General features: G+C 61.4%; 16 protein-coding genes. 13 read left to right on the top strand and 3 right to left on the bottom strand.

The features are described 5' to 3' along the window. The first annotated feature begins 8 nt into the window (after positions 1-8). The gene (locus A477_RS0104420) at positions 9-527 is read left to right on the top strand and encodes a gamma carbonic anhydrase family protein (RefSeq protein ID WP_017197814.1); all 519 of its coding nucleotides are present in this window, start codon (positions 9-11) and stop codon (positions 525-527) included. Between the two features lie 85 nt (positions 528-612). Here the strand turns inward: A477_RS0104420 and A477_RS0104415 are convergent, their stop codons facing one another. Then, positions 613-2,319, bottom strand: a complete 1,707-nt coding sequence (locus A477_RS0104415; RefSeq protein ID WP_017197813.1) for a flavin monoamine oxidase family protein — start codon at positions 2,317-2,319, stop codon at positions 613-615. Then, positions 2,316-3,746, bottom strand: coding sequence for an amino acid permease (locus A477_RS0104410; RefSeq protein ID WP_237715720.1), 1,431 nt, complete (start codon positions 3,744-3,746; stop codon positions 2,316-2,318). The genes A477_RS0104415 and A477_RS0104410 overlap by 4 nt, the downstream gene beginning before the upstream one ends. A gap of 194 nt (positions 3,747-3,940) precedes the next feature. Here A477_RS0104410 and alr point away from each other — a divergent pair, with 194 nt between their 5' ends. From alr to A477_RS0104375, 7 genes are all read left to right on the top strand, one after another. Continuing rightward, complete coding sequence (alr, locus tag A477_RS0104405; RefSeq protein WP_017197811.1) at positions 3,941-5,188, top strand: alanine racemase; 1,248 nt, start codon at positions 3,941-3,943, stop codon at positions 5,186-5,188. Next, positions 5,178-6,788, top strand: coding sequence for a PucR family transcriptional regulator (locus tag A477_RS0104400; protein WP_017197810.1), 1,611 nt, complete (start codon positions 5,178-5,180; stop codon positions 6,786-6,788). Before alr ends, A477_RS0104400 begins: the two co-directional genes overlap by 11 nt. Positions 6,789-6,955: 167 nt before the next feature. Next, positions 6,956-7,195 (top strand): hypothetical protein, encoded by a 240-nt coding sequence (locus tag A477_RS21980; protein ID WP_017197809.1) that lies wholly within the window; start codon positions 6,956-6,958, stop codon positions 7,193-7,195. 70 nt (positions 7,196-7,265) lie between these two features. Further along, entirely contained in the window at positions 7,266-7,982 is a 717-nt protein-coding gene (locus A477_RS0104390) for an ATP-binding cassette domain-containing protein (protein ID WP_017197808.1), read from the top strand. Positions 7,983-8,006: 24 nt separating this feature from the next. Continuing rightward, positions 8,007-9,410, top strand: coding sequence for a hypothetical protein (locus tag A477_RS0104385; protein WP_157367032.1), 1,404 nt, complete (start codon positions 8,007-8,009; stop codon positions 9,408-9,410). After that, positions 9,394-9,711 (top strand): hypothetical protein, encoded by a 318-nt coding sequence (locus tag A477_RS0104380; RefSeq protein ID WP_157367031.1) that lies wholly within the window; start codon positions 9,394-9,396, stop codon positions 9,709-9,711. The genes A477_RS0104385 and A477_RS0104380 overlap by 17 nt, the downstream gene beginning before the upstream one ends. Beyond that, on the top strand, positions 9,708-10,235 hold the full coding sequence (locus A477_RS0104375; RefSeq protein WP_017197805.1) for a hypothetical protein: 528 nt from the start codon (positions 9,708-9,710) through the stop codon (positions 10,233-10,235). The genes A477_RS0104380 and A477_RS0104375 overlap by 4 nt, the downstream gene beginning before the upstream one ends. Here A477_RS0104375 and A477_RS0104370 read toward each other — a convergent pair. Next, positions 10,232-11,065, bottom strand: a complete 834-nt coding sequence (locus tag A477_RS0104370) for a carbon-nitrogen hydrolase family protein (protein WP_026005353.1) — start codon at positions 11,063-11,065, stop codon at positions 10,232-10,234. The genes A477_RS0104375 and A477_RS0104370 overlap by 4 nt on opposite strands. A 310-nt stretch (positions 11,066-11,375) precedes the next feature. On the opposite strand from A477_RS0104370, the gene A477_RS0104365 reads away from it, so the two are divergent. The 5 genes from A477_RS0104365 to A477_RS0104345 all read left to right on the top strand — a co-directional run bounded on the left by A477_RS0104365 (position 11,376) and on the right by A477_RS0104345 (position 18,382). Beyond that, positions 11,376-12,566 carry an ROK family transcriptional regulator gene (locus tag A477_RS0104365; protein ID WP_017197803.1) on the top strand — a complete coding sequence of 397 codons (1,191 nt, stop codon included), beginning with the start codon at positions 11,376-11,378 and terminating at the stop codon, positions 12,564-12,566. A 130-nt stretch (positions 12,567-12,696) separates the two neighbouring features. After that, positions 12,697-14,253 (top strand): multiple monosaccharide ABC transporter ATP-binding protein, encoded by a 1,557-nt coding sequence (gene mmsA, locus A477_RS0104360; RefSeq protein WP_017197802.1) that lies wholly within the window; start codon positions 12,697-12,699, stop codon positions 14,251-14,253. A 45-nt stretch (positions 14,254-14,298) separates the two neighbouring features. Next, positions 14,299-15,567: a multiple monosaccharide ABC transporter permease gene (gene mmsB / locus A477_RS0104355; protein WP_017197801.1), complete on the top strand. Its 1,269-nt coding sequence runs from the start codon at positions 14,299-14,301 to the stop codon at positions 15,565-15,567. Between the two features lie 53 nt (positions 15,568-15,620). Beyond that, on the top strand, positions 15,621-16,718 hold the full coding sequence (locus A477_RS0104350) for a substrate-binding domain-containing protein (RefSeq protein ID WP_017197800.1): 1,098 nt from the start codon (positions 15,621-15,623) through the stop codon (positions 16,716-16,718). A 209-nt stretch (positions 16,719-16,927) separates the two neighbouring features. Continuing rightward, positions 16,928-18,382, top strand: coding sequence for an ABC transporter permease (locus A477_RS0104345; protein WP_017197799.1), 1,455 nt, complete (start codon positions 16,928-16,930; stop codon positions 18,380-18,382).

The raw sequence follows: 18,382 nt of genomic DNA, 5'->3' as shown, positions 1-18,382 counted from the left end.
CTGGCTCCATGGCTCCCTCTTACACTTTCGCCGGGGACACCCCGGCCATCCATGAAACCGCCTTCGTGGCGCCCACGGCTTCCATTATTGGCAAGGCCACCTTGGCCGAGGACTCGAGCGCTTTCTACGGCGTCTCCGTCCGCGCCGATACAGCGGCCATCAGCGTCGGCACAGGGTCCAACCTCCAGGACAACGTAGTCCTCCACGCTGACCCCGGCTTCCCCTGCACGGTAGGCGAACGTGTCTCCGTGGGGCACAGCGCTGTGGTCCACGGATGCACTGTGGAGGACGACTGCCTCATCGGCATGAGCGCCACCATCCTCAACGGCGCAGTCATTGGCACTGGTTCGCTCATCGCTGCCGGGGCCGTGGTGTTGGAAGGCACCGTCATTCCCCCGCGCTCACTGGTTGCGGGCGTACCTGCAAAGGTCCGCCGTGAACTGACCGACGAAGAGTTCGAGGGCGTCAAGCACAACGCCGCGCATTACAGGGAACTCGCTGCGGCGCACAGGGAAATGCACGCTTAAACGCCGAATGCGAGGCCCGCTTTGCATCCCCACCGCCTCCCTGATGGGGTTTGGGACGCAGAGCGGGCCTCGCAACGTTCGGCGATTAGTCCAGGGAGATCGGGCCGAGCTCGTCCAGGAGGTCACCCGGCCCCGGGTTTCCGGCAGCGGACGAACCGCCCAGGTGGTTAACTACTCCCCACACGGCGTTCAGGCCCGTAGTCACGGCACCCTCGGCCCAGCCGGCGGTGAAGGACACATCGTCACCGGCTAGGAAGATGCCGCGCTGATGCTCCGGCAGCTGGTCCTGCTTGAAGTGCGTAAACAGGCGCTGCTGGTACCGGTAGTGGCCGGGCAGGTTGGCTTTGAATGCGCCCATGAAGTTGGGGTCAGCTTCCCAGGACACCGTGATCGGCTGCCCGACGATGTGGCTCGCAATGTCCACGCCCGGGTAGATCTGTTCCAACGAGTGCAGCATCAGCTTCACGCGCTCGTCCGCGGTCAGGGCCAGCCATTTCAGGGCGTCGTCGTTCCATGTGTAGGACAGGAGCATGACAGCGGGCTTGTCCGGACCGTCGTCGAGCAGGTAAGTGGCCCGGTTAAGGCGGTCGGTGAGCGTCATGGACAGGACCTCGCGGCCGGTCTCAGGATCGATGTCCTTCCAGAACGGGCGGTCCACCATCACGAAGGTCTTAGAGGACTGCATGTAATGCGAGCGCTCGATCGCGGTCCACAGCTCGGCCGGGAACAGCGCTTCCTCAGTGTGGATGCGCGTGGACAGCAGCCAGGACTGGCAGGTGGTCACCACGGCCTGGTAGGTGGCTTCGCGTCCCCAGTTCTCGCGGACCAGGAGGTCTCCGTTCTCTACCCGGCGGATGTTGTCCACGGCTCCGCGGGGCGAGCCGGAATGCAGCGACGCCAGTGAGGTGCCCTCCGGCCAGTACTTAAGGCCCGACGGCGCGTGGTTCCAGAGTGCCTCGGGGAGCCTTTGCGCTCCTCCCACAATGGAGCGGTGCTGGTCGTCGGCGTCGGTGTAGACCACGCGCAGGATTTCGAGGATGGAGTTGGGGAAATCGGTGTCCCAACCGCCGGTACCGAAGCCCACCTGGCCGAATGCCTCGCGGTGCGCAAAGCCGGCCTCTTTGAAGGACTTGCTGGCGGCGATGAAGCCGTAGAAGGTTTGCTCGTCCAGTTCCGGGAGGAGTGCGTTCCAGAGTTCCTTGATCCGCTTGGTGTCGCGGGCCTTGATGGCTTCCTGCATCTCCGCAAAGGCGGCGCCGTCGTTGACGGCTGCTTTCCAGGCGTCGGCTACTTCCAGGAAGAACTCCGGCAGCTCGTCAGCCGTGGTGGCGTAGTGCTTTTTGCCCGCAAGCTCGATCACTGTGGAGGAAGTTGCCGGCGCCATGGGGTTGGGGAAATCGCTGGTGTCCAGGCCAAGCAGGTCCACGTAGTGATAGAACGCCTTGCCGGAGACCGGGAAGCGCATGCCGCCAAGGTCCGCCACAACGCCGGGAGCCGAGGGGAAGCTCGCAGTCCGGAGGCGTCCACCGATCTGGTCGGCCTCATAGATGACCGGTTTGAGGCCAAGCTTCATCAGCTCATAGGCCGTGACGAGCCCGGACAGGCCTGCGCCGATAATGGCTACTTCCGTGCCGTAAAGCTCTTCCGGGATTGAGCCGAGCCCCTCGGGGTGTGCCAGATAGTGGTCGTAGCTGAACGGGAAGTCCGGGTTCAGCATGGTGATAGGTGCTCCAGCGGCCGCGTCAGGCGCCCCTGGTTCCTCGATAAGAGGGAGTTCTGTGGCGATGGTCATGAATTTGCTGCCTTCACAGATTCCGGGCTCACTGCCCTGGTGGTTAGTTCACGGTAGTCCTGCTCGCTGAGCGCGGCTACCTTTGAGTTCCGGCGTCCATAGCCGAAGTAGATGGCGACGCCCACCAGCATCCAGATACCGAAGGTGATCCAGGTATCGGCACCCAGGTTGAGCATCAGGTATGCGCACATCAGGGTGCCCAGGATCGGCGTGATCGGGTACAGCGGGACCCGGAAGCTGCGCTCCAGGTCGGGCCGGTTGCGGCGCAGGTAAATGACGGCCACATTGACCAGGGCGAACGCAAAGAGCGTCCCGATGCTGGTTGCGTCTGCCAATGCGCCCAGCGGAACCAGGCCCGCGGCAAGGGCGACGGCGATGCCCACAATGAGCGTTCCGGCCACGGGGGTGCCGGTTCGGCGGGAAACGCGGCCGAAGACCTTGGGCATCATGCCGTCGCGGGACATTGAGAGCAGGATGCGGGTCTGTCCGTAGAGCACTGTCAGCACGATGCTGGCAATGGCAAGCACGGCACCGGCCGAGAAGACCAGGGCGATCCACGGCTGTCCGGTGATCTCATGGAGGATCTGGACGAGTGCGGCTTCCGTGCCGTCGAACCAACCCCATGGGCGGGCGCCGATGGCTGCAACGGCAACCAGGACATAGATCGTGGTGACGATGACCATGGAGAGCATGATGGCCCGGGGCAGGTCGCGCTTGGGATTCTTCGCTTCCTCGCCGGCCGTGGAGGCTGCATCAAATCCGATGTAGGAGAAGAAGACGCTCGAAGCGGCGGCGGAAACACCAGCGGCGCCCATGGGCAGCAGCGGCTCGAAGTTGCCGGCGTTGAAGGCTGTGAAGGCTACTGCGCAGAAGAAGATCAGGATGCCCACCTTGGTCACGACGATCGCCGTATTGATCCATGCACTCTCGCGGGCACCCCGGACCAGCAGCACCATCGCCAGGATCACGATCACCATGGCGGGAACGTTCACCAGCCCGCCGTCCCCAGGCGGCTGGCTCATCGCGTCCGGCAGGAACTGGCCAAACGCGGCGAGTGTCTCGTTCACATACTGGCCTGCACCCACGGCAACGGCTGCTACGGAGACCGCGTACTCCAGCACCAGGCACCAGCCACAAATCCACGCCATGCCCTCGCCCATGGTGGCGTAGGAGTAGGAATAGCTGGAGCCGGCCACAGGGACGAGCCCTGCCATTTCCGCATAGGACACGGCGGAGAGCAGTGCAGCGAGGCCGGCGACGACGAAGGAGATCCAAATGGCAGGACCGGCCAGCGGCACGGATTCGCCGAGGATCACCAGGATGCCGGTGCCGAGCGTGGCACCGACACTGATCATGGTCAGCTGGAAGACGCCGAAGCTGCGGACCAGAGGCGTTCCTCCTTCGCTGCTTCCGGCTTCATTGACCATCTGGCCAATGGGCTTGCGGCGCAGGAGTTGCGCGCCGAGGCTCGGCTTGCCCACGCTAGCCGCAGCCTGGTTTTTGGTGTTCACAGGCACAGTCACCCTTGACGTCCCTTCAAAGTAGTTTCGATTTCCCCTCCACAAGACTGGCATGTGAGCCACCTCTCACAGCAGTGCAAAATGACCTATAGTGTTCAACCATGAGACGTAATGCACACTATCAAGAGGCCGCCTCAGCAGCCCTTTCGGGACAGGTCACAGTGGACCTGTCCGCCATTTCAGACAACATCAAAGCCTTGAAAAAGCGCACTGTGGCGCCGCATTTCATGGCCGTGGTCAAAGGCAACGCCTATGGACACGGACTGGTGGAAGTAGCTCGCACGGCAGTTGATGCAGGGGCTGACTGGCTCGGAACGGCGCAGCTCAGCGAAGCAATCGAACTCCGCCGGGCAGGCATTACGGTACCCATCCTTTCGTGGCTCTATCTGGCATCCCAGACGAGTGCCGCCATCCTTGAAGCGCAGGAAAACGACATTGATGTTTCCCTCGGAAGCGTCAGCCAGCTTGAGGTGCTCGCAGGTATCGCCGAACGCCTTGGCCGTCCCGCCGTCGTGCATTTGGAACTGGACAGCGGCCTAAGCCGAGGTGGCGCACGCAAGGAAGACTGGGCTGAACTCGTGGCGCAGGCACGGCAAGCTGAACTCGACGGGACCCTGCGGGTTCGGGGCTTGTGGACCCACTTGGCCTGGGCCGATGTCCCGGCCCACCCTGGTAACGTCACCGCCGTCGCGGAGTTCGAAGACGCAGTCCGGCAAGCCCGCGAGGCAGGACTGGAACCGGAACTCAGGCATGTTTCCAGTTCGGCGAACATCCTGGACCGGCCCGAATTCCATTTCGACATGGTCCGCGCGGGGCTCGCCATTTACGGGCTTGCCCCGGCCGACCACCTGAACCCGGCCGACTTCGGGTTACGTCCGGCACTCAGCGTGACGGCACCGCTGGTCATGGTCAAAAAGGTCCCCGCAGGCACAGGCGTCAGCTACGAACACCAAGCCATCACCTACGAACCGCGCTACCTGGGGTTAATCCCGCTCGGTTACGCGGATGGCATCCCCAAGGGCATCAGCGGCCGCTCCGTTGTGAACGTGGCCGGACGCGCGGTACCGGTAATTGGCAAGGTCTGCATGGACCAGTTCATGGTGGACCTCGGTCCGGATGCTTCAGGCATCGACGTCGGGGACACCGCAGTGTTGTTCGGTGACCCGGCCTGCGGGGCGGCGAGCGCCGACGACTGGGGTGCCGCGATCGGCAGCCACGGGGACGAGATCATCAACCGGATTGCCCCGCGCCTGCCACGCGCATACGCAAGCGGAGCCAACCAGGCTACCGCTTACGAGTGCCCCGACTACCAGGAGCCGGCCACCGCCGGGCAGGACAATGTCGCCTGAGCCCGCCACCGCCCGCCTGAGTTTCGTCACGCTCGAACAGTTCCTGGAGCAGCTGCCGCCGGAGTTGAAAATGCTTCACGACGGCGGCAGCGGCGCCTCGCTGCTGCGGTGGGTGGAACCCAGTGAGCTCGAAGACCCCACGCCGTACCTGCCGGAGGGCGAGTTCCTCCTCACCGCCGGGCTGCCTTTCCTCGGGAAGGGCGGCTCGGCGGCCAAGGTGGATGCCTACGTCCGGCGGCTCGTGGGTGCCAAAGTTGCGGCGCTCGGTTTCGGCATCAGGCCCTATTTCGACGCCGTCCCCGACGTCCTGGTGGACGCTTGCCGCCGGCACAACCTCACCTTGTTCGAGATACCGGAGTCTGTGCCGTTCGCGGCGATCGGCTTGGAGTTCTCCCAACTTCTGGAAACCGGCAACGCGAGGGTCTTCAGGCAACTGGCCGAGACAAACCGCCAACTCATGCGGGCGGTCCTCTCCCCCCGGCCGGAACATGAACTGTTGGCCGCCCTGGTGCAGAGGGTGCCCGTCTGGGCTGTTCTCGTGGGCGCCGACGGGCGAGTCCGGGCCCGCGGGCACAACGCCGGCGGCAGCAACGGCGTCGAGCATGCCTTGTTGGCACCGCTACTGGAGCGGTTGCTGTCCGGCAGCGGTCCGCGGGTGGAGATGGACAGTTTCGAACAGCCCGGTTCGGCGTTGGTGTTCGGGCACCCGTTGCGCAGCACCAAGGACGCCAACCTCGGCGCTTTGATCCTCGGCTCGGATGCGCCGCTGACTCCTGCTCAAAATAACGTGGTCCAGTCGGCCGTGGGCTTGCTGGAGTTACTGGTCAGGCAGCGGACCAGTGGCTCGTTGGCACCGAGCCAGCTGGCTACGGCTGTTTTGTTGCACCCGGATTCGCTGGCTTCGGGCGGCACCAAACAGGTCAACGGGCTCAAGGATCTGCTGGCGCAGAGCTTGTCCTCCACCCGTTCGGGGCAGATGCGGATAGTTCAAGGCATCAGGGTGGACGGTGCCGCAGACGACGGTCCGGTGCGGGAACTGCTGCAGTGGCGGAGGCTGTTCGACACCAAACTGGTGGAACTTACCGAGTACGGTTTCGCGGCCATTACGCGCTTGCGCGTGGACGACTCCTTGCAGGCAGACGTGGAGAAGCTGGGTTGGCGGCTGGTCATCGGGGAACCGACCGAGCTCCTTGGACTCCAAGCGTCCTACCAACGTGCAAGCTCCCTGCGCGGCCGCGTTCTTTCAACCGGGAAGAGTGCCCGCGTGGACGAGGTCACGTGGTCTGTCACAGGACTGCTGGGCCGCGAAGCCGGAACCATGCTGGCCGAACGACTCCTTGCACCCGTGCTCGCGCTTGAACCGGACCGTCGGGACCCGCTTCTTGCTGTCTTGCGCGGTTGGCTTAGCGAGAACGGCAGTTGGGACGGCTCGGCCAAGCTGCTGGGACTGCACCGCAACAGCGTGCGGCGGCAGATCGGCGTGCTCGGCGAGCTGCTGGACATGGACCTGAACCAGGCACAAGTGCGCGCCGAATTGTGGTTTGCGTTGCAGTACGTGGAAGAGCTGGCGGTCTTTAGTGAGCTGGCCGGCACCACCTAGATGAAGCCGAATTGGCCTGTGCAAGCCACATTCGCCACTCATTTTTGTCGTTTTCGGCACATATTTCGGGCATAAGGCCAGCTAGGTGGCTGCTGAAAGCGCTTAGCCTCCCCTTGGGCGTCGAAATTCACCGGCGCCGTACAGATCATGATTTCCGAGGGGGAAATATGCTCGCTACGACAGCAGTACAGACCACCAGCACTTTGGCCGCCATCAGAAGCAAAATCGACGATATGGTCATCCGCTACGACGGGTGGTTCCTCGTCCTGCTTGCTGTTCTCATGGTCCTCGCATTCGCCATTCTGGGCGCCATGGCTATCTGGTGCCTGACGTCCGGCCGCGGGCGGTTTGTCGGCAACTGGAGTTGGAGCCAGTGGGGAGTCTCCGTCTGGGTTGAGTGCGTCTAGTCGTCAGATAACCACTGTGGTGGCATTCTCGTGCAATGCCACCACAGCCAGAGCATGGAGCCGAAACCCAATGCCCCTTACTGTCGACCACGTCGATTACGCGTACAACCTTCAAAGGCAGGTCCTGCATGACGTCTCGCTCAGCATTTCCGGGAACAGAATCATGGGACTTATCGGTCCCAACGGATCGGGCAAGTCAACCCTCATAAAGGTGATTCTTGACCTTCTGCAGATGCAGGGCGGAACCGTCCGCATCGACGGACAAAAAAATTCCAGTCGCAGTGCCAAGATGTCGGCAATCTATCTCTCCAGCAATGACTACCTGCCAGAGTTCCTCACCGGTGAAGAATACCTTCGGTTCATGCACGGCCTCTACGCAGAACCGCTCGATCTCAAAGTGCTTGAGAGTCACTTTGATCGCTATTCGATGAGTGGCCGTCACCGCGATCTCATCGAGGACTACTCGCACGGAATGAGGAAGAAACTCCAGCTCATTGCCGCTTTCATGCTCAAGCGTCGCCTCACTGTTATCGATGAGACACTCAACGGAGTGGACATCGAATCAGTAAAAATGTTCGAAAAGGACGTTCGGGAGCTTGCAAACGATGGACGATCAGTACTGCTGTGCAGCCATGACTTCGGCGTCCTTGAGAACGTAGCCAATGAGGTTGCTGTCCTCATCCAAGGTGCCCTGGTATTCCAAGGGGATCTGGAATCAATCAATAGAGACTACGGGAGTCTCGCAGCACTCGCCTCTGAATACATCCAATCCATGGGAGCCGAGTAGATGCGGCTGGGGAGTACTGTCCTATTGTTTCGGCTGTTCTGGATTTTCATTCTCCGGCGCGTCCTGGGTCAGGGACTCCTGGCCACCAGAACGATGCGAATCGCAGGTGCCTTCGTCATAGTCATCGGCTTCGCAGGTTTCAATGTTCTTAGCTACACCGTGATGCGGCAGTATCTCGGTGGAACCGACTTATTCGGACCCGTTCTCGCGATTGCCAACGTTTCCGTGGGCTTTTGGGTCCTCATCGCGTACACGCTGATACGGGTCCTCTTCTTAAAAGCCGATGAACTGCTGAAATTGTCCTTCAACCTTCCCGCTACCAATAAAGAACGGACGTTGGCCTTCGCCTTGTTCGAAGCATCGGTAGTGGCGGTGATGACAGTTTTCGTCTTCGGCGCATTCTCGATATCCACTGTGCTCCTTGAGGGTCCAACGTTTATCCCGAAGATTGTGGTGTCCATTTGGCTGCCCGTGGCCTCTGTGTATCTGCTCCTCAGCCTGGCATATTATCTTTTGGAACGGGCCCTCCTCCTGATGAGGCTGGGACGACTCAGGGGACTAGTGGTACCTATTATCCTGGCCACGGGTCTCTCACTACTTTTCCCGTACACAAACGAGCAGACTGCGGTGATTGCCCAGAGTTTTATCGAAGGGCGTGAGTACAGTTCACCACTGCTGATGTACGCCACGCTCGAGAAGAACTTCGGATTGTGGCTGGCAATGCTGATCTTTGCCGCGGCAGCCATGGCAATAGTTGCAGGCATCGTAGCAGCTGCTCCCAGAGCCTGGGTTCCCCTCCGCCGCTTCATTATTATGCTTCCTTCAAGAATTGCCACATGGAGGCTGGGGGCTTATACGCTGGTTTTGTTCCGGAGCTTCGAAACGCTCGTTGCCGTGATCTTCGTCTTTGCATTTTCCCTGTTCGCATGGCTGCAACATATGACGATTCCACCCTACGTCCTGGCACTCATTACCTTCCAAGGGGTGTATGCCTACGTAAATTCCGAACCACTGCGGCGCATGTCTGCACTGGATGTCAGCGCGTGGAAGAACTACCTGAGCATCATCGGCTCGCAAGTGATCCTCTGGGTGGCAGTGGCGATTCCGGTCGTCGCAGCCAGCCTCGTCCAAGGCATTGAGATCTCTGCGTGTTTACCTGTAGCAGGATTCTGCCTTAGCAACATACTTATCTCCACCCTCATAGGCATAGCGTTCCCACCCGAAAAGGGAAATCCCTTCACGGTTTTGGTCGGCGCGATACTGGCTATCATCATCATCTTGACCATCGCACTCGGCCTCAATGTATTCAATCTTGAACCAGTGATGAGTGCAGTAGTTTATTCAGTCCTAAATATTTTGGTTGTGACCTACAGCATCCTCGGCATGCAGAGGATGGAAAGGATTAGACGCCATGAAATGGCTTCTTAGAACTATTACCTCATTGTCCATCGCATTTGTCATCACCATGGCTTTGGTGGTCGGCGGCTTCATCATGGCCATGTTTTCCACAATGGACGTGGGTGTCAGGAAGTTTGGGCTTTTCGGCGCAATCTTCTTCGAGGCCCACGATCAGCCCAGCGGTGCAACAGCCCTGGAGATGGGGGTTGCTGACGGCACACCCATTGCGATCATCTTCAGCATTGCCTTCTTGTTCTGCCTGGCAGTCACAGTTGTCCTTGAAAAGCTCAAGCTCCGCAAAAGGCAGCTGCTGCAAGCACAGCAACGGTGAAGCTCAACGCTGTTCCCATTGGCGATCTCAAGGTGATGCTGGCCGCCAGAAGCCTGCTTGTGGCCGTCCGCGTCCCTGCCGCGGCGCTGGCTGCCGGCTTCGCTGTCTGCGCAGCCTGCGCCGTCACGGGCTTTCCGGCGATTCTGCAGCCTGCTCTTTGGTTACTGGTCCACTCATCGTGCTTGCTGATCGGCTTTGTCATCCATGAGGGCTCCCACATCATCGGCCTCAAGCTCGCCCCGGGAATTACCCACGTCGTCTTTGCGGGCACCTTGCTTCGCTTCTCCGTGGTTCCTGTGGGAAACCTCGTCGGCTGGCAGGCAGCGTTGATAGCCCTGGCTGGCCCACTGGGGGCCTGTGTTGCAGGAGTCCCACTGGCTCTGGCGCTGCCTGACCAGGCGTTTCACTGGTGGTTCTTCCTGCACTCCGTCTTTTTGTTACCACTGTTCGGCGACGGGAGGAGCCTGGTGAAGGGCCTCGCAACATGGCGAGGGTCCGTGCAACTGCTGCAGCTGGACCCTTAGTTCGCCCATCGCTTGTAAAGGTCCGGCCTGCGCTCCCGCAGGTATGGAACTTCGTTGCGTGCTGCCTTCACGGATTCCGTACCAACTTCGGCAAACAACAACGCAGCCCCTTCCCCTGCCGCGGCGAGCAAAGACCCGTCCGGTCCCGCCACCACGCTGCCCCCCAGGAACGAGTAGACATCCTCGTGGCCGGAGTGGTTGGCGTACGCCACGTTCAGCTGGCTTTCCAGCGCACGCGCGCGGATGAGTACCTGCGGAACATTATCGAAACCGGCGGAAAGGGCCGTCGGCACCAGCAGGAGTTCAGCTCCTCTTGTGGCAGCGGCACGGACGGCCTCGGGGAACTCCACGTCGTAGCAAATCAGCATCGATGTGCGGATCCCGTTGAAGTCCACGACGGCGGGAGGTTCTTGGGCGCCGATGAACGCCTTATGCTCCTCCGGCCCGAAGAGGTGCACCTTGGCGTAGTTGAGGACTTCGTTCCCCGAAGCGTCCAACAAAGTTGCCGTGATATGCCAGCGACCAGCGGCGGAAGCCGGCTCGGCGCCGTCGTCGTGCGCTGTTTCTTCGGCCGCCGGAAGGCTGTAGACCAAGCCAATGCCGTTGGTCCGGGCGATCGCGGCAAGCCGTTCACGAATGCCCGGGAGTGTTGACGGGTCCAGTTCCGCGTGGAGACGTAAGGGTGCGTAGCCCACGGGGAAGAGCTCCGGAGTGAGGAGCAGTCCGGCCCCTGCCTGGGCGGCGCGCTGCGCGGCGTCGTCGATTGTGCGCAGGTTCGCCTCAACGTCCATGACGGAAGCGTTCGCCTGCAGGACTGAGAGCAGCATCATTACCACCTTGGTTTCTTCTGTTCCCGGGGATTCGTACACGGGCCCGGGACGTTTCTTGCTTCCAGCGTAGGCGCGCCACCCACGCATCGGGCGAGGCAATTGGACCCGGAGGCTTCCGAATCGGGACGCAATGCACGCAACTCGCCTGTTGCGGGGCCCGCTCTGCAGGCAAACACCGGTTCATAGCGTGCATAACGGGCCTCACAAGGGGTACATACCTCATGTTCTTGCGTTGGAGTATGTCGGGCAGGGTTGACTCGCTGTGTTCACTTCTTGACTACAACGTGGCTTGTGGGGCAATCTTCTTATCATGCCCGCTACGCAGCGCTCAACGAAGAGCCATCCAAGAAAACCCGGCTCGCAGTCCGCGCTCCGCCATCTCAACCAGCAACGAATCATCGAATGTTTGCTGAGCGGGCCGTCCACGCAGGCAGAGCTTTCCCGGCAGACCGGACTCTCCACGGCAACCGTCTCCAACATCGTGAAAATCATGCAGGATGCCGGGCTGGTTTCCACCGAGCCGACCACCAGTTCCGGGCGCCGGGCAACCAACGTAAGGCTCAACAGCAACGGTGCCGTCGCCGTCGGAATCGACTTCGGGCGCCGGCACCTCAGAGTGGTATTGGCATCGCTGGGCTACCACGTAATCGCCGAGGATTACATGGAACTGCCGCTGGGCCACCAAGCGGAAGAGGGAATCGCCGCGGCAGTCCCCCTCCTTGACAGGCTGCTTCGTGAAAATGGCATCGACCGTACCGCCGTGGTGGGAGCAGGTGCCGGTATTCCGGGCCCCATCGACCGCCGCACAGGCACGGTTGCCCAAGGTGCGATCCTCCCCGAATGGGTGGGAATCGACATACTTCATCGGCTTGAGGAAGCGCTCAACTGCCCCGTCTTTGTTGACAACGACGCCAATCTCGGCGCCCTGTCCGAGGTGACGTGGGGACCGCATAGCGGCGTGTCCAACCTCATGTTCCTCAAGATTGGCTCGGGCATCGGTGCAGGCCTGATTCTCAACGGACTCCCCTACTACGGGAACGTGGGAATCACTGGTGAAATCGGCCATGCAACCATCCACGAACACGGGTTGGTGTGCCGCTGCGGCAACCGCGGATGCCTGGAAACCATTGCTTCAACCACCACCATGATCGAACTGTTGGGTCGCGGGCAGGAGAAGCTGCTGACACCGCAGGACATCGTCCGCAACTGCCTGGCCGGAGACTCCGCGACCCAGCGCGTGGTTGACGATGCAGGCCTGGCCGTGGGCCGCGCTTTGGGCAACGTTTCCAACTTGATAAACCCTGAAGTGATCGTTGTCGGCGGACCCTTGGCAGGCCTCGGCGACCTGCTTCTGGACCCCATCCGCCGGGGTCTGGTTCGCCATGCCGTACCCGTGGTGGGCGAAACAACACACCTCGCGATGTCCTCCTTGGGAGCGAGGGCAGAGGCCCTTGGGGCGGCGGCACTGGTGTTCCAACATGCCGGGATTACCGGTAGGTAACGAAATCGTTAGCTGGGTCTTGCGTTCAAGTCTTGACGACAAGGGCCGTGATCCAGTTTACTTTTTCATCAGACAGCTCCGACGTTTGCGGAGCCGACAACGAAGTCATGCATTGGAGGCGTACGGGCTGATGACAACCCTCAACACGCAAGGTGAACCCATCCTTTTGGAGATGCGTTCCATCACCAAGGAATTCCCTGGAGTGAAGGCCTTGTCGAATGTGAGCCTGCGGGTGATGGCAGGAGAAATCCACGCTATCTGCGGTGAAAATGGCGCTGGCAAATCCACGCTGATGAAGGTCCTGTCCGGCGTTTACCCCTACGGCAGCTACACGGGCGACATCGTGTACCAGGCCGAAACCCAGCAGTTCAAGGACATCCGGGCCAGTGAAGCGGCCGGCATCGTGATCATCCACCAGGAACTGGCGCTGATCCCCGAACTGTCCATCATGGAGAACATCTTCCTGGGAAACGAACCCACCAAGTGGGGAGTGATTGATTGGACCGAAGCCCGAAAGCGTTCACTCGAGCTCCTGGCCCGGGTTGGCCTTCGGGAAGATCCCGATACTCCCATCAAGGAAATCGGCGTCGGCAAGCAGCAATTGGTGGAGATCGCCAAGGCTTTGAACAAGTCCGTGAAGCTCCTGATCCTGGACGAGCCCACGGCCGCGCTGAACGAGTCGGACTCCCAGCACTTGCTGGACCTGATCCTTGGCCTCAAGGGCCGCGGCATCACGTCCATCATCATTTCCCACAAGCTCAATGAGATCGAACAGATCGCTGACGAGATCACCATCATCCGTGACGGTAAGTCGATCGAAACACTGAACGTCAAGCGTGACGGCGTGGATGAGGACCGCATCATCAAGGGCATGGTGGGCAGGACGCTCGAGTCCCGGTTCCCGGATCACGAACCCAAGATTGGTGAGGTCTTCTTCGAGGTCAAGGACTGGACCGTTGGGCACCCGCAGATCCAGGACCGCCTGATCTGCAAGGGTTCCAACTTCTTTGTGCGGCGCGGCGAAATCGTTGGTTTCGCAGGGCTCATGGGGGCAGGACGCACTGAACTGGCCCGCTCGCTGTTTGGGCACTCCTACGGCCGGTTCATCAAGGGCCAGGTCTACAAGGACGGCAAGCAGGTCAACCTTCGCACCGTTCGCCAAGCGATCGACGCCGGACTGGGCTACGTCACCGAAGACCGCAAGTCCCTTGGCCTCAACCTCCTGGATGACATCAAGACCACCACGGTTGCGGCAAACCTCCGAGCCATCAGCAACTACACGGTAGTGGACACCCGCAAGGAGTTCACGGTTGCAGAGGAATACCGGAAGTCGCTGCGGACCAAGACCCCTTCTGTTGAAGAAGGTGTTGCCAAGCTTTCCGGCGGCAACCAGCAGAAGGTGGTCCTGGCCAAGTGGATGTTCACAGATCCGGATCTCCTGATCCTGGACGAACCCACCCGTGGCATTGACGTCGGCGCCAAGTACGAGATCTACGGCATCATCCAGAAGCTGGCGAACCAGGGCAAGGGAGTGATTGTCATTTCCTCGGAGCTTCCTGAGCTCCTGGGCCTGTCCGACCGGATCTACACCATCTTCGAAGGCGCCATCACAGGCGTCCTGGACAAGAACGAAGCGAGCCAGGAAAGCCTGATGAAGCTTATGACGTCCGCCCGCAAAGCAGCCTGACCCTTTGGCCCCGCCCCGCCCCTTCCTGACACAAGGACCAAAACAATGAACGCGCTCAAGAAGCTATTTGGTGGCAATACCCGCCAGTTCGGCATGATCTTCGCCCTGGTGGCACTTATCGTCTTCTTCCAGATCTTCACGGACGGCCGTACCCTGACGCCCGGCAACGTGATCAACCTGTTCAACGGCAACTCCTACATCCTGATCCTCGCCATCGGCATGGTCCTGGTCATCATTGCCGGCCACATCGACCTCTCCGTGGGTTCCGTCGCTGCCTTCGTCGGCGTCTTCGTGGCCCTCGCTATGCGCGACTGGGGCCTGCCCTGGTGGGCAGGCGTGCTCTTCGGCCTGCTCTTGGGAGCAGTGATCGGAGCCTGGCAAGGATTCTGGGTGGCGTATGTGGGCATACCAGCCTTCATCGTGACGCTGGCCGGCATGCTCCTCTTCCGTGGCTTCAACCAGTTCGTGGGCAAGTCCAACACCATCCCCGTTCCCCAGGACTTCCAGTTCCTTGGTTCCGGCTACCTGCCCGAGATTGGCCCCAACACAGGCTTCAACAACCTCACCCTGCTGATCGGCATCATTGCCGCAGCGTTCGTGGTCATCATGTCCCTCCGTGCGCGGGCGGCCAGCAAGGCCCTTGGCGCCGAGGTACCTGAACTGTGGGTTGAGGTCACCAAGCTGGTCCTGATCTGCGGCGCCATCCTCTACGCGACGTACCTGTTCGCTACCGGCCGCCCCGGGACCTCCTTCCCCATCCCCGGACTGATCCTGGCTGTCCTCGTTCTCATCTACGGTTTCATCGCTGACAAGACGGTCCTTGGCCGTCACGTCTACGCCGTGGGTGGCAACCGCCACGCAGCCGAACTCTCCGGCGTGCAGTCCAAGAAGGTCAACTTCCTGGTCATGATGAACATGTCCGTCCTGGCAGGCCTCGCGGGCATGATCTTCGTTGGCCGCTCCACAGCATCCGGCCCGTTCGACGGCGTCGGTTGGGAGCTAGACGCGATCGCAGCTGTCTTCATCGGTGGCGCCGCCGTCACCGGTGGTGTTGGTACCGTCATCGGCTCCATCGTCGGTGGCCTGGTGATGGCCGTCCTGAACAACGGCCTCCAGCTCCTGGGTGTTGGTGCCGACCTTACCCAGATCATCAAGGGCCTGGTTCTCCTGGCCGCCGTTGCCTTCGATGTCTACAACAAGTCCCAGGGCAAGCGGTCCATTACCGGCCTGCTGATGAAGAACTTCCAGCGCAACAATGACATCAAGCCCGATGAAACCACTTCCACCAAAGAGGTCATCTCCAAGGAAGCCTGACCGGTTTCCCGCAGACACGCTCCACCCCACCCACACAGAAAGTGAACCAAGATATGCGAATGTTTGGTAAAGCAGGAAAGGCAGCAGCAGTCGCTGCCATCGCGGCACTGGCGCTGACAGCCTGCGGCCGCACTGACAGCGGCTCAAGCAGCAGCACAGCAGGCGGGGAAGCGTTCCCCAAGGACTCAATGATCGGCGTCGCACTTCCGCAGAAGACCAGTGAAAACTGGGTCCTCGCGGAGAAGCTGTTCAACGATGGCCTCAGCAGCGCCGGGTTCAAGCCCGACGTCCAGTTCGCCAACGGCGGCGTGTCCGAGCAGCAGAACCAGATCAGCGCCATGGTCACCAAGGGTGCCAAGGTGATCATCGTGGGAGCCATCGACGGCGCCCAGCTGGGTACGCAGCTCAAGCAGGCCAAGGACTCCGGCGCCACAGTCATCGCCTACGACCGCCTGCTTCTCAACACCGAGAACGTGGACTACTACGTGGCCTACGACAACTTCAAGGTTGGCGAACTCCAGGGCCAGGCGCTGTTGGACGGCATGAAGGCCAAAAAGCCTTCCGGCCCGTACAACATTGAGCTCTTTGCCGGTTCCCCCGACGATGCCAACGCGAAGGTCTTCTTTGACGGCGCCATGAGCGTCCTGAAGCCGAAGATCGACGACGGCACCCTCAAGGTTGTCTCCGGCCAGACCTCGTTCGAGCAGGCTGTTACCCAGGGTTGGAAGGCAGAGAACGCCCAGCGTCGCGCTGACACGCTGCTCACCGGCAGCTACGGCACCGCTTCCCTGGACGGCGTCCTCTCCCCGAACGACACCCTGGCCCGCGCAGTCCTGACGTCAGTCAAGGCCGCCGGCAAGCCGCTCCCCGTCGTGACCGGCCAGGACTCCGAAGTTGAGTCCGTCAAGTCGATCATGGCAGGCGAGCAGTACTCCACGATCAACAAGGACACCCGCAAGCTCGTTGAGCACGCCATCACCATGGTGAAGGACCTCCAGGCCGGCAAGGAACTGGAGATCAACGACAAGGATTCCTACAAGAACGGCGTCAAGACCGTCCCGGCATTCCTCCTGCCTCCGCAGATCGTTACGGCAGAGAACGTCAAGACGGCTTACGTTGACGATCCGGTACTCGGCCCGATCACCAAGTAAGTGGTCACAAGTAACACCGCTTAACAGCAGAAAGCCCCGGTCCGCCAATTCGGCGGGCCGGGGCTTTCTCTTGCCCTCAAACGGGGCACGAGTACTTTCACAGCCCACGCATAGCTTCGGCAGGCTTTCCGCACAGCAGCACTCACGAGTCTTGGATCTGCAGCCCACGTCCAGTGGGCCCCACGAACTTGCAGGTCAAGAGGAGAAACGTGAGCGTCCTTGCCCGAAGCGTAGGCAATGCCTTCCGCAACAAAATCAGAACGGCGGCGGTTGTCGCCGTGCTGGCCGTAGCCATTGGCCTGGCGTTGGCCATGCTCGTGGCCAATCAGGCCGTGGGTGCCAAAGTCCAGGAGCTCAACGCCTCAGTTGGCACCACCTTGACGGTGAATCCGGCGGGTGGCCAAGGTTTCGAAGGCGGCGGCGAACCCCTCACGACGGCGGAGGCTGAGACTACGGCGTCGGTCGCCAACGTGACGTCAGTAGTTGGCACCAAAGCACTGCGCCTCCAGACGACCACCACGACGGGGAGCACCGACGCAGCCACCACCCAGCAGGCCGGCCCGGGCGGCGGCTTCGGTCCCGGCGGGCAGCAGGCGACAGTCAGCACCAACCTGACGGCCGCCGTCGACGCCGGCACGCTGGGAAACCGCAACAACGCGAGCGGAACAACTACCCTGCCCGCGCGCACCCTGCCGATCACCGCTACGGGCATCGGCGCCGAGGTAGACAGCACCGGCAAGGCCCTGGAGATCACCAGCGGCACAGGTCTGGGCGACTACACGTCATCCGAGGCGAAGGCTCTGGTGGGCACGTCCTTGGCTGAGAAGAATGGCCTGACCGTAGGCTCCACGTTCACCATCCAGGACAAGACCTTCACCATAACGGGAATCTTCGACGCCGGCACCGCCTTCGGGAACAACGCCGTCTACGTCACGCTTCCTGAAGCGCAGACGTTGGCGGAGACCCCGGATGAGCTGTCCACCATGATCGTCACGGTCAACAGCCTGGAGAACGTGGACAGCACCAAAACTGCCGTTCAGGACGCACTCGGCACCGACAAGGCCGACGTCACCCAAGGCCAGCGCAACCTCGAAACCGCTGTCAGCTCACTGGACAGCGTCAAGAACATCTCGATGATCGCCTTCATAGCCGCCCTGGCCACCGCTGGAATCATCATCATGCTCATCATGGTCATGCTGGTCCGCGAGCGCCGCCGCGAAATCGGCGTCCTGAAGGCCATCGGTGCCCGGAACCGCACTATCGGCCTGCAGTTCGTCCTCGAGTCGTTGGTCCTGGTTGCCTTGGGCAGTGTTGTGGGCGCTGTGATCGCTTCATTGGCCAGCGGCGGCATCGCGTCGGCACTCATCAGTTCAAACACCACCACGACGGCGGCCACCACCACCCAGCGCGGCGGCGGACTTGCAGGGGCCATGCCCAACGGCACAGTCCCGGGTGGCGGGATGCCCGGCGGTGGGATGGGCGGCGGCCAGGGTGGCCCGTTCGGCGGAGCGTCGCAGCTGCTCACCTCCGTCACGGCGAGCGTCTCCCCCGGCGTCCTCGCTGCAGGCATCACCGCTGTCTTCGCGGTAGCCATCATCGGTGCGCTGGTACCGGCACTGCTGACCGCCCGCATCCGTCCCATCGAAGTACTCCGAGGAGAATAG

The sequence above is a fragment of the Arthrobacter sp. M2012083 genome (assembly GCF_000281065.1).
Lineage (GTDB): Bacteria > Actinomycetota > Actinomycetes > Actinomycetales > Micrococcaceae > Arthrobacter.
This window is presented reverse-complemented; position numbering and strand designations above follow the sequence as displayed.

Excerpts from the sequence above, each read along its gene's own strand:
- A477_RS0104420 (WP_017197814.1), top strand. The coding sequence starts at position 9 with ATGGCTCCCTCTTACACTTTCGCCGGGGACACCCCGGCCATCCATGAA.
- A477_RS0104415 (WP_017197813.1), bottom strand. The coding sequence starts at position 2,319 with ATGACCATCGCCACAGAACTCCCTCTTATCGAGGAACCAGGGGCGCCT.
- A477_RS0104410 (WP_237715720.1), bottom strand. The coding sequence starts at position 3,746 with ATGGTCAATGAAGCCGGAAGCAGCGAAGGAGGAACGCCTCTGGTCCGC.
- alr (WP_017197811.1), top strand. The coding sequence starts at position 3,941 with ATGAGACGTAATGCACACTATCAAGAGGCCGCCTCAGCAGCCCTTTCG.
- A477_RS0104400 (WP_017197810.1), top strand. The coding sequence starts at position 5,178 with ATGTCGCCTGAGCCCGCCACCGCCCGCCTGAGTTTCGTCACGCTCGAA.
- A477_RS21980 (WP_017197809.1), top strand. The coding sequence starts at position 6,956 with ATGCTCGCTACGACAGCAGTACAGACCACCAGCACTTTGGCCGCCATC.
- A477_RS0104390 (WP_017197808.1), top strand. The coding sequence starts at position 7,266 with ATGCCCCTTACTGTCGACCACGTCGATTACGCGTACAACCTTCAAAGG.
- A477_RS0104380 (WP_157367031.1), top strand. The coding sequence starts at position 9,394 with ATGAAATGGCTTCTTAGAACTATTACCTCATTGTCCATCGCATTTGTC.
- A477_RS0104370 (WP_026005353.1), bottom strand. The coding sequence starts at position 11,065 with ATGATGCTGCTCTCAGTCCTGCAGGCGAACGCTTCCGTCATGGACGTT.
- A477_RS0104365 (WP_017197803.1), top strand. The coding sequence starts at position 11,376 with ATGCCCGCTACGCAGCGCTCAACGAAGAGCCATCCAAGAAAACCCGGC.
- mmsA (WP_017197802.1), top strand. The coding sequence starts at position 12,697 with ATGACAACCCTCAACACGCAAGGTGAACCCATCCTTTTGGAGATGCGT.
- mmsB (WP_017197801.1), top strand. The coding sequence starts at position 14,299 with ATGAACGCGCTCAAGAAGCTATTTGGTGGCAATACCCGCCAGTTCGGC.
- A477_RS0104350 (WP_017197800.1), top strand. The coding sequence starts at position 15,621 with ATGCGAATGTTTGGTAAAGCAGGAAAGGCAGCAGCAGTCGCTGCCATC.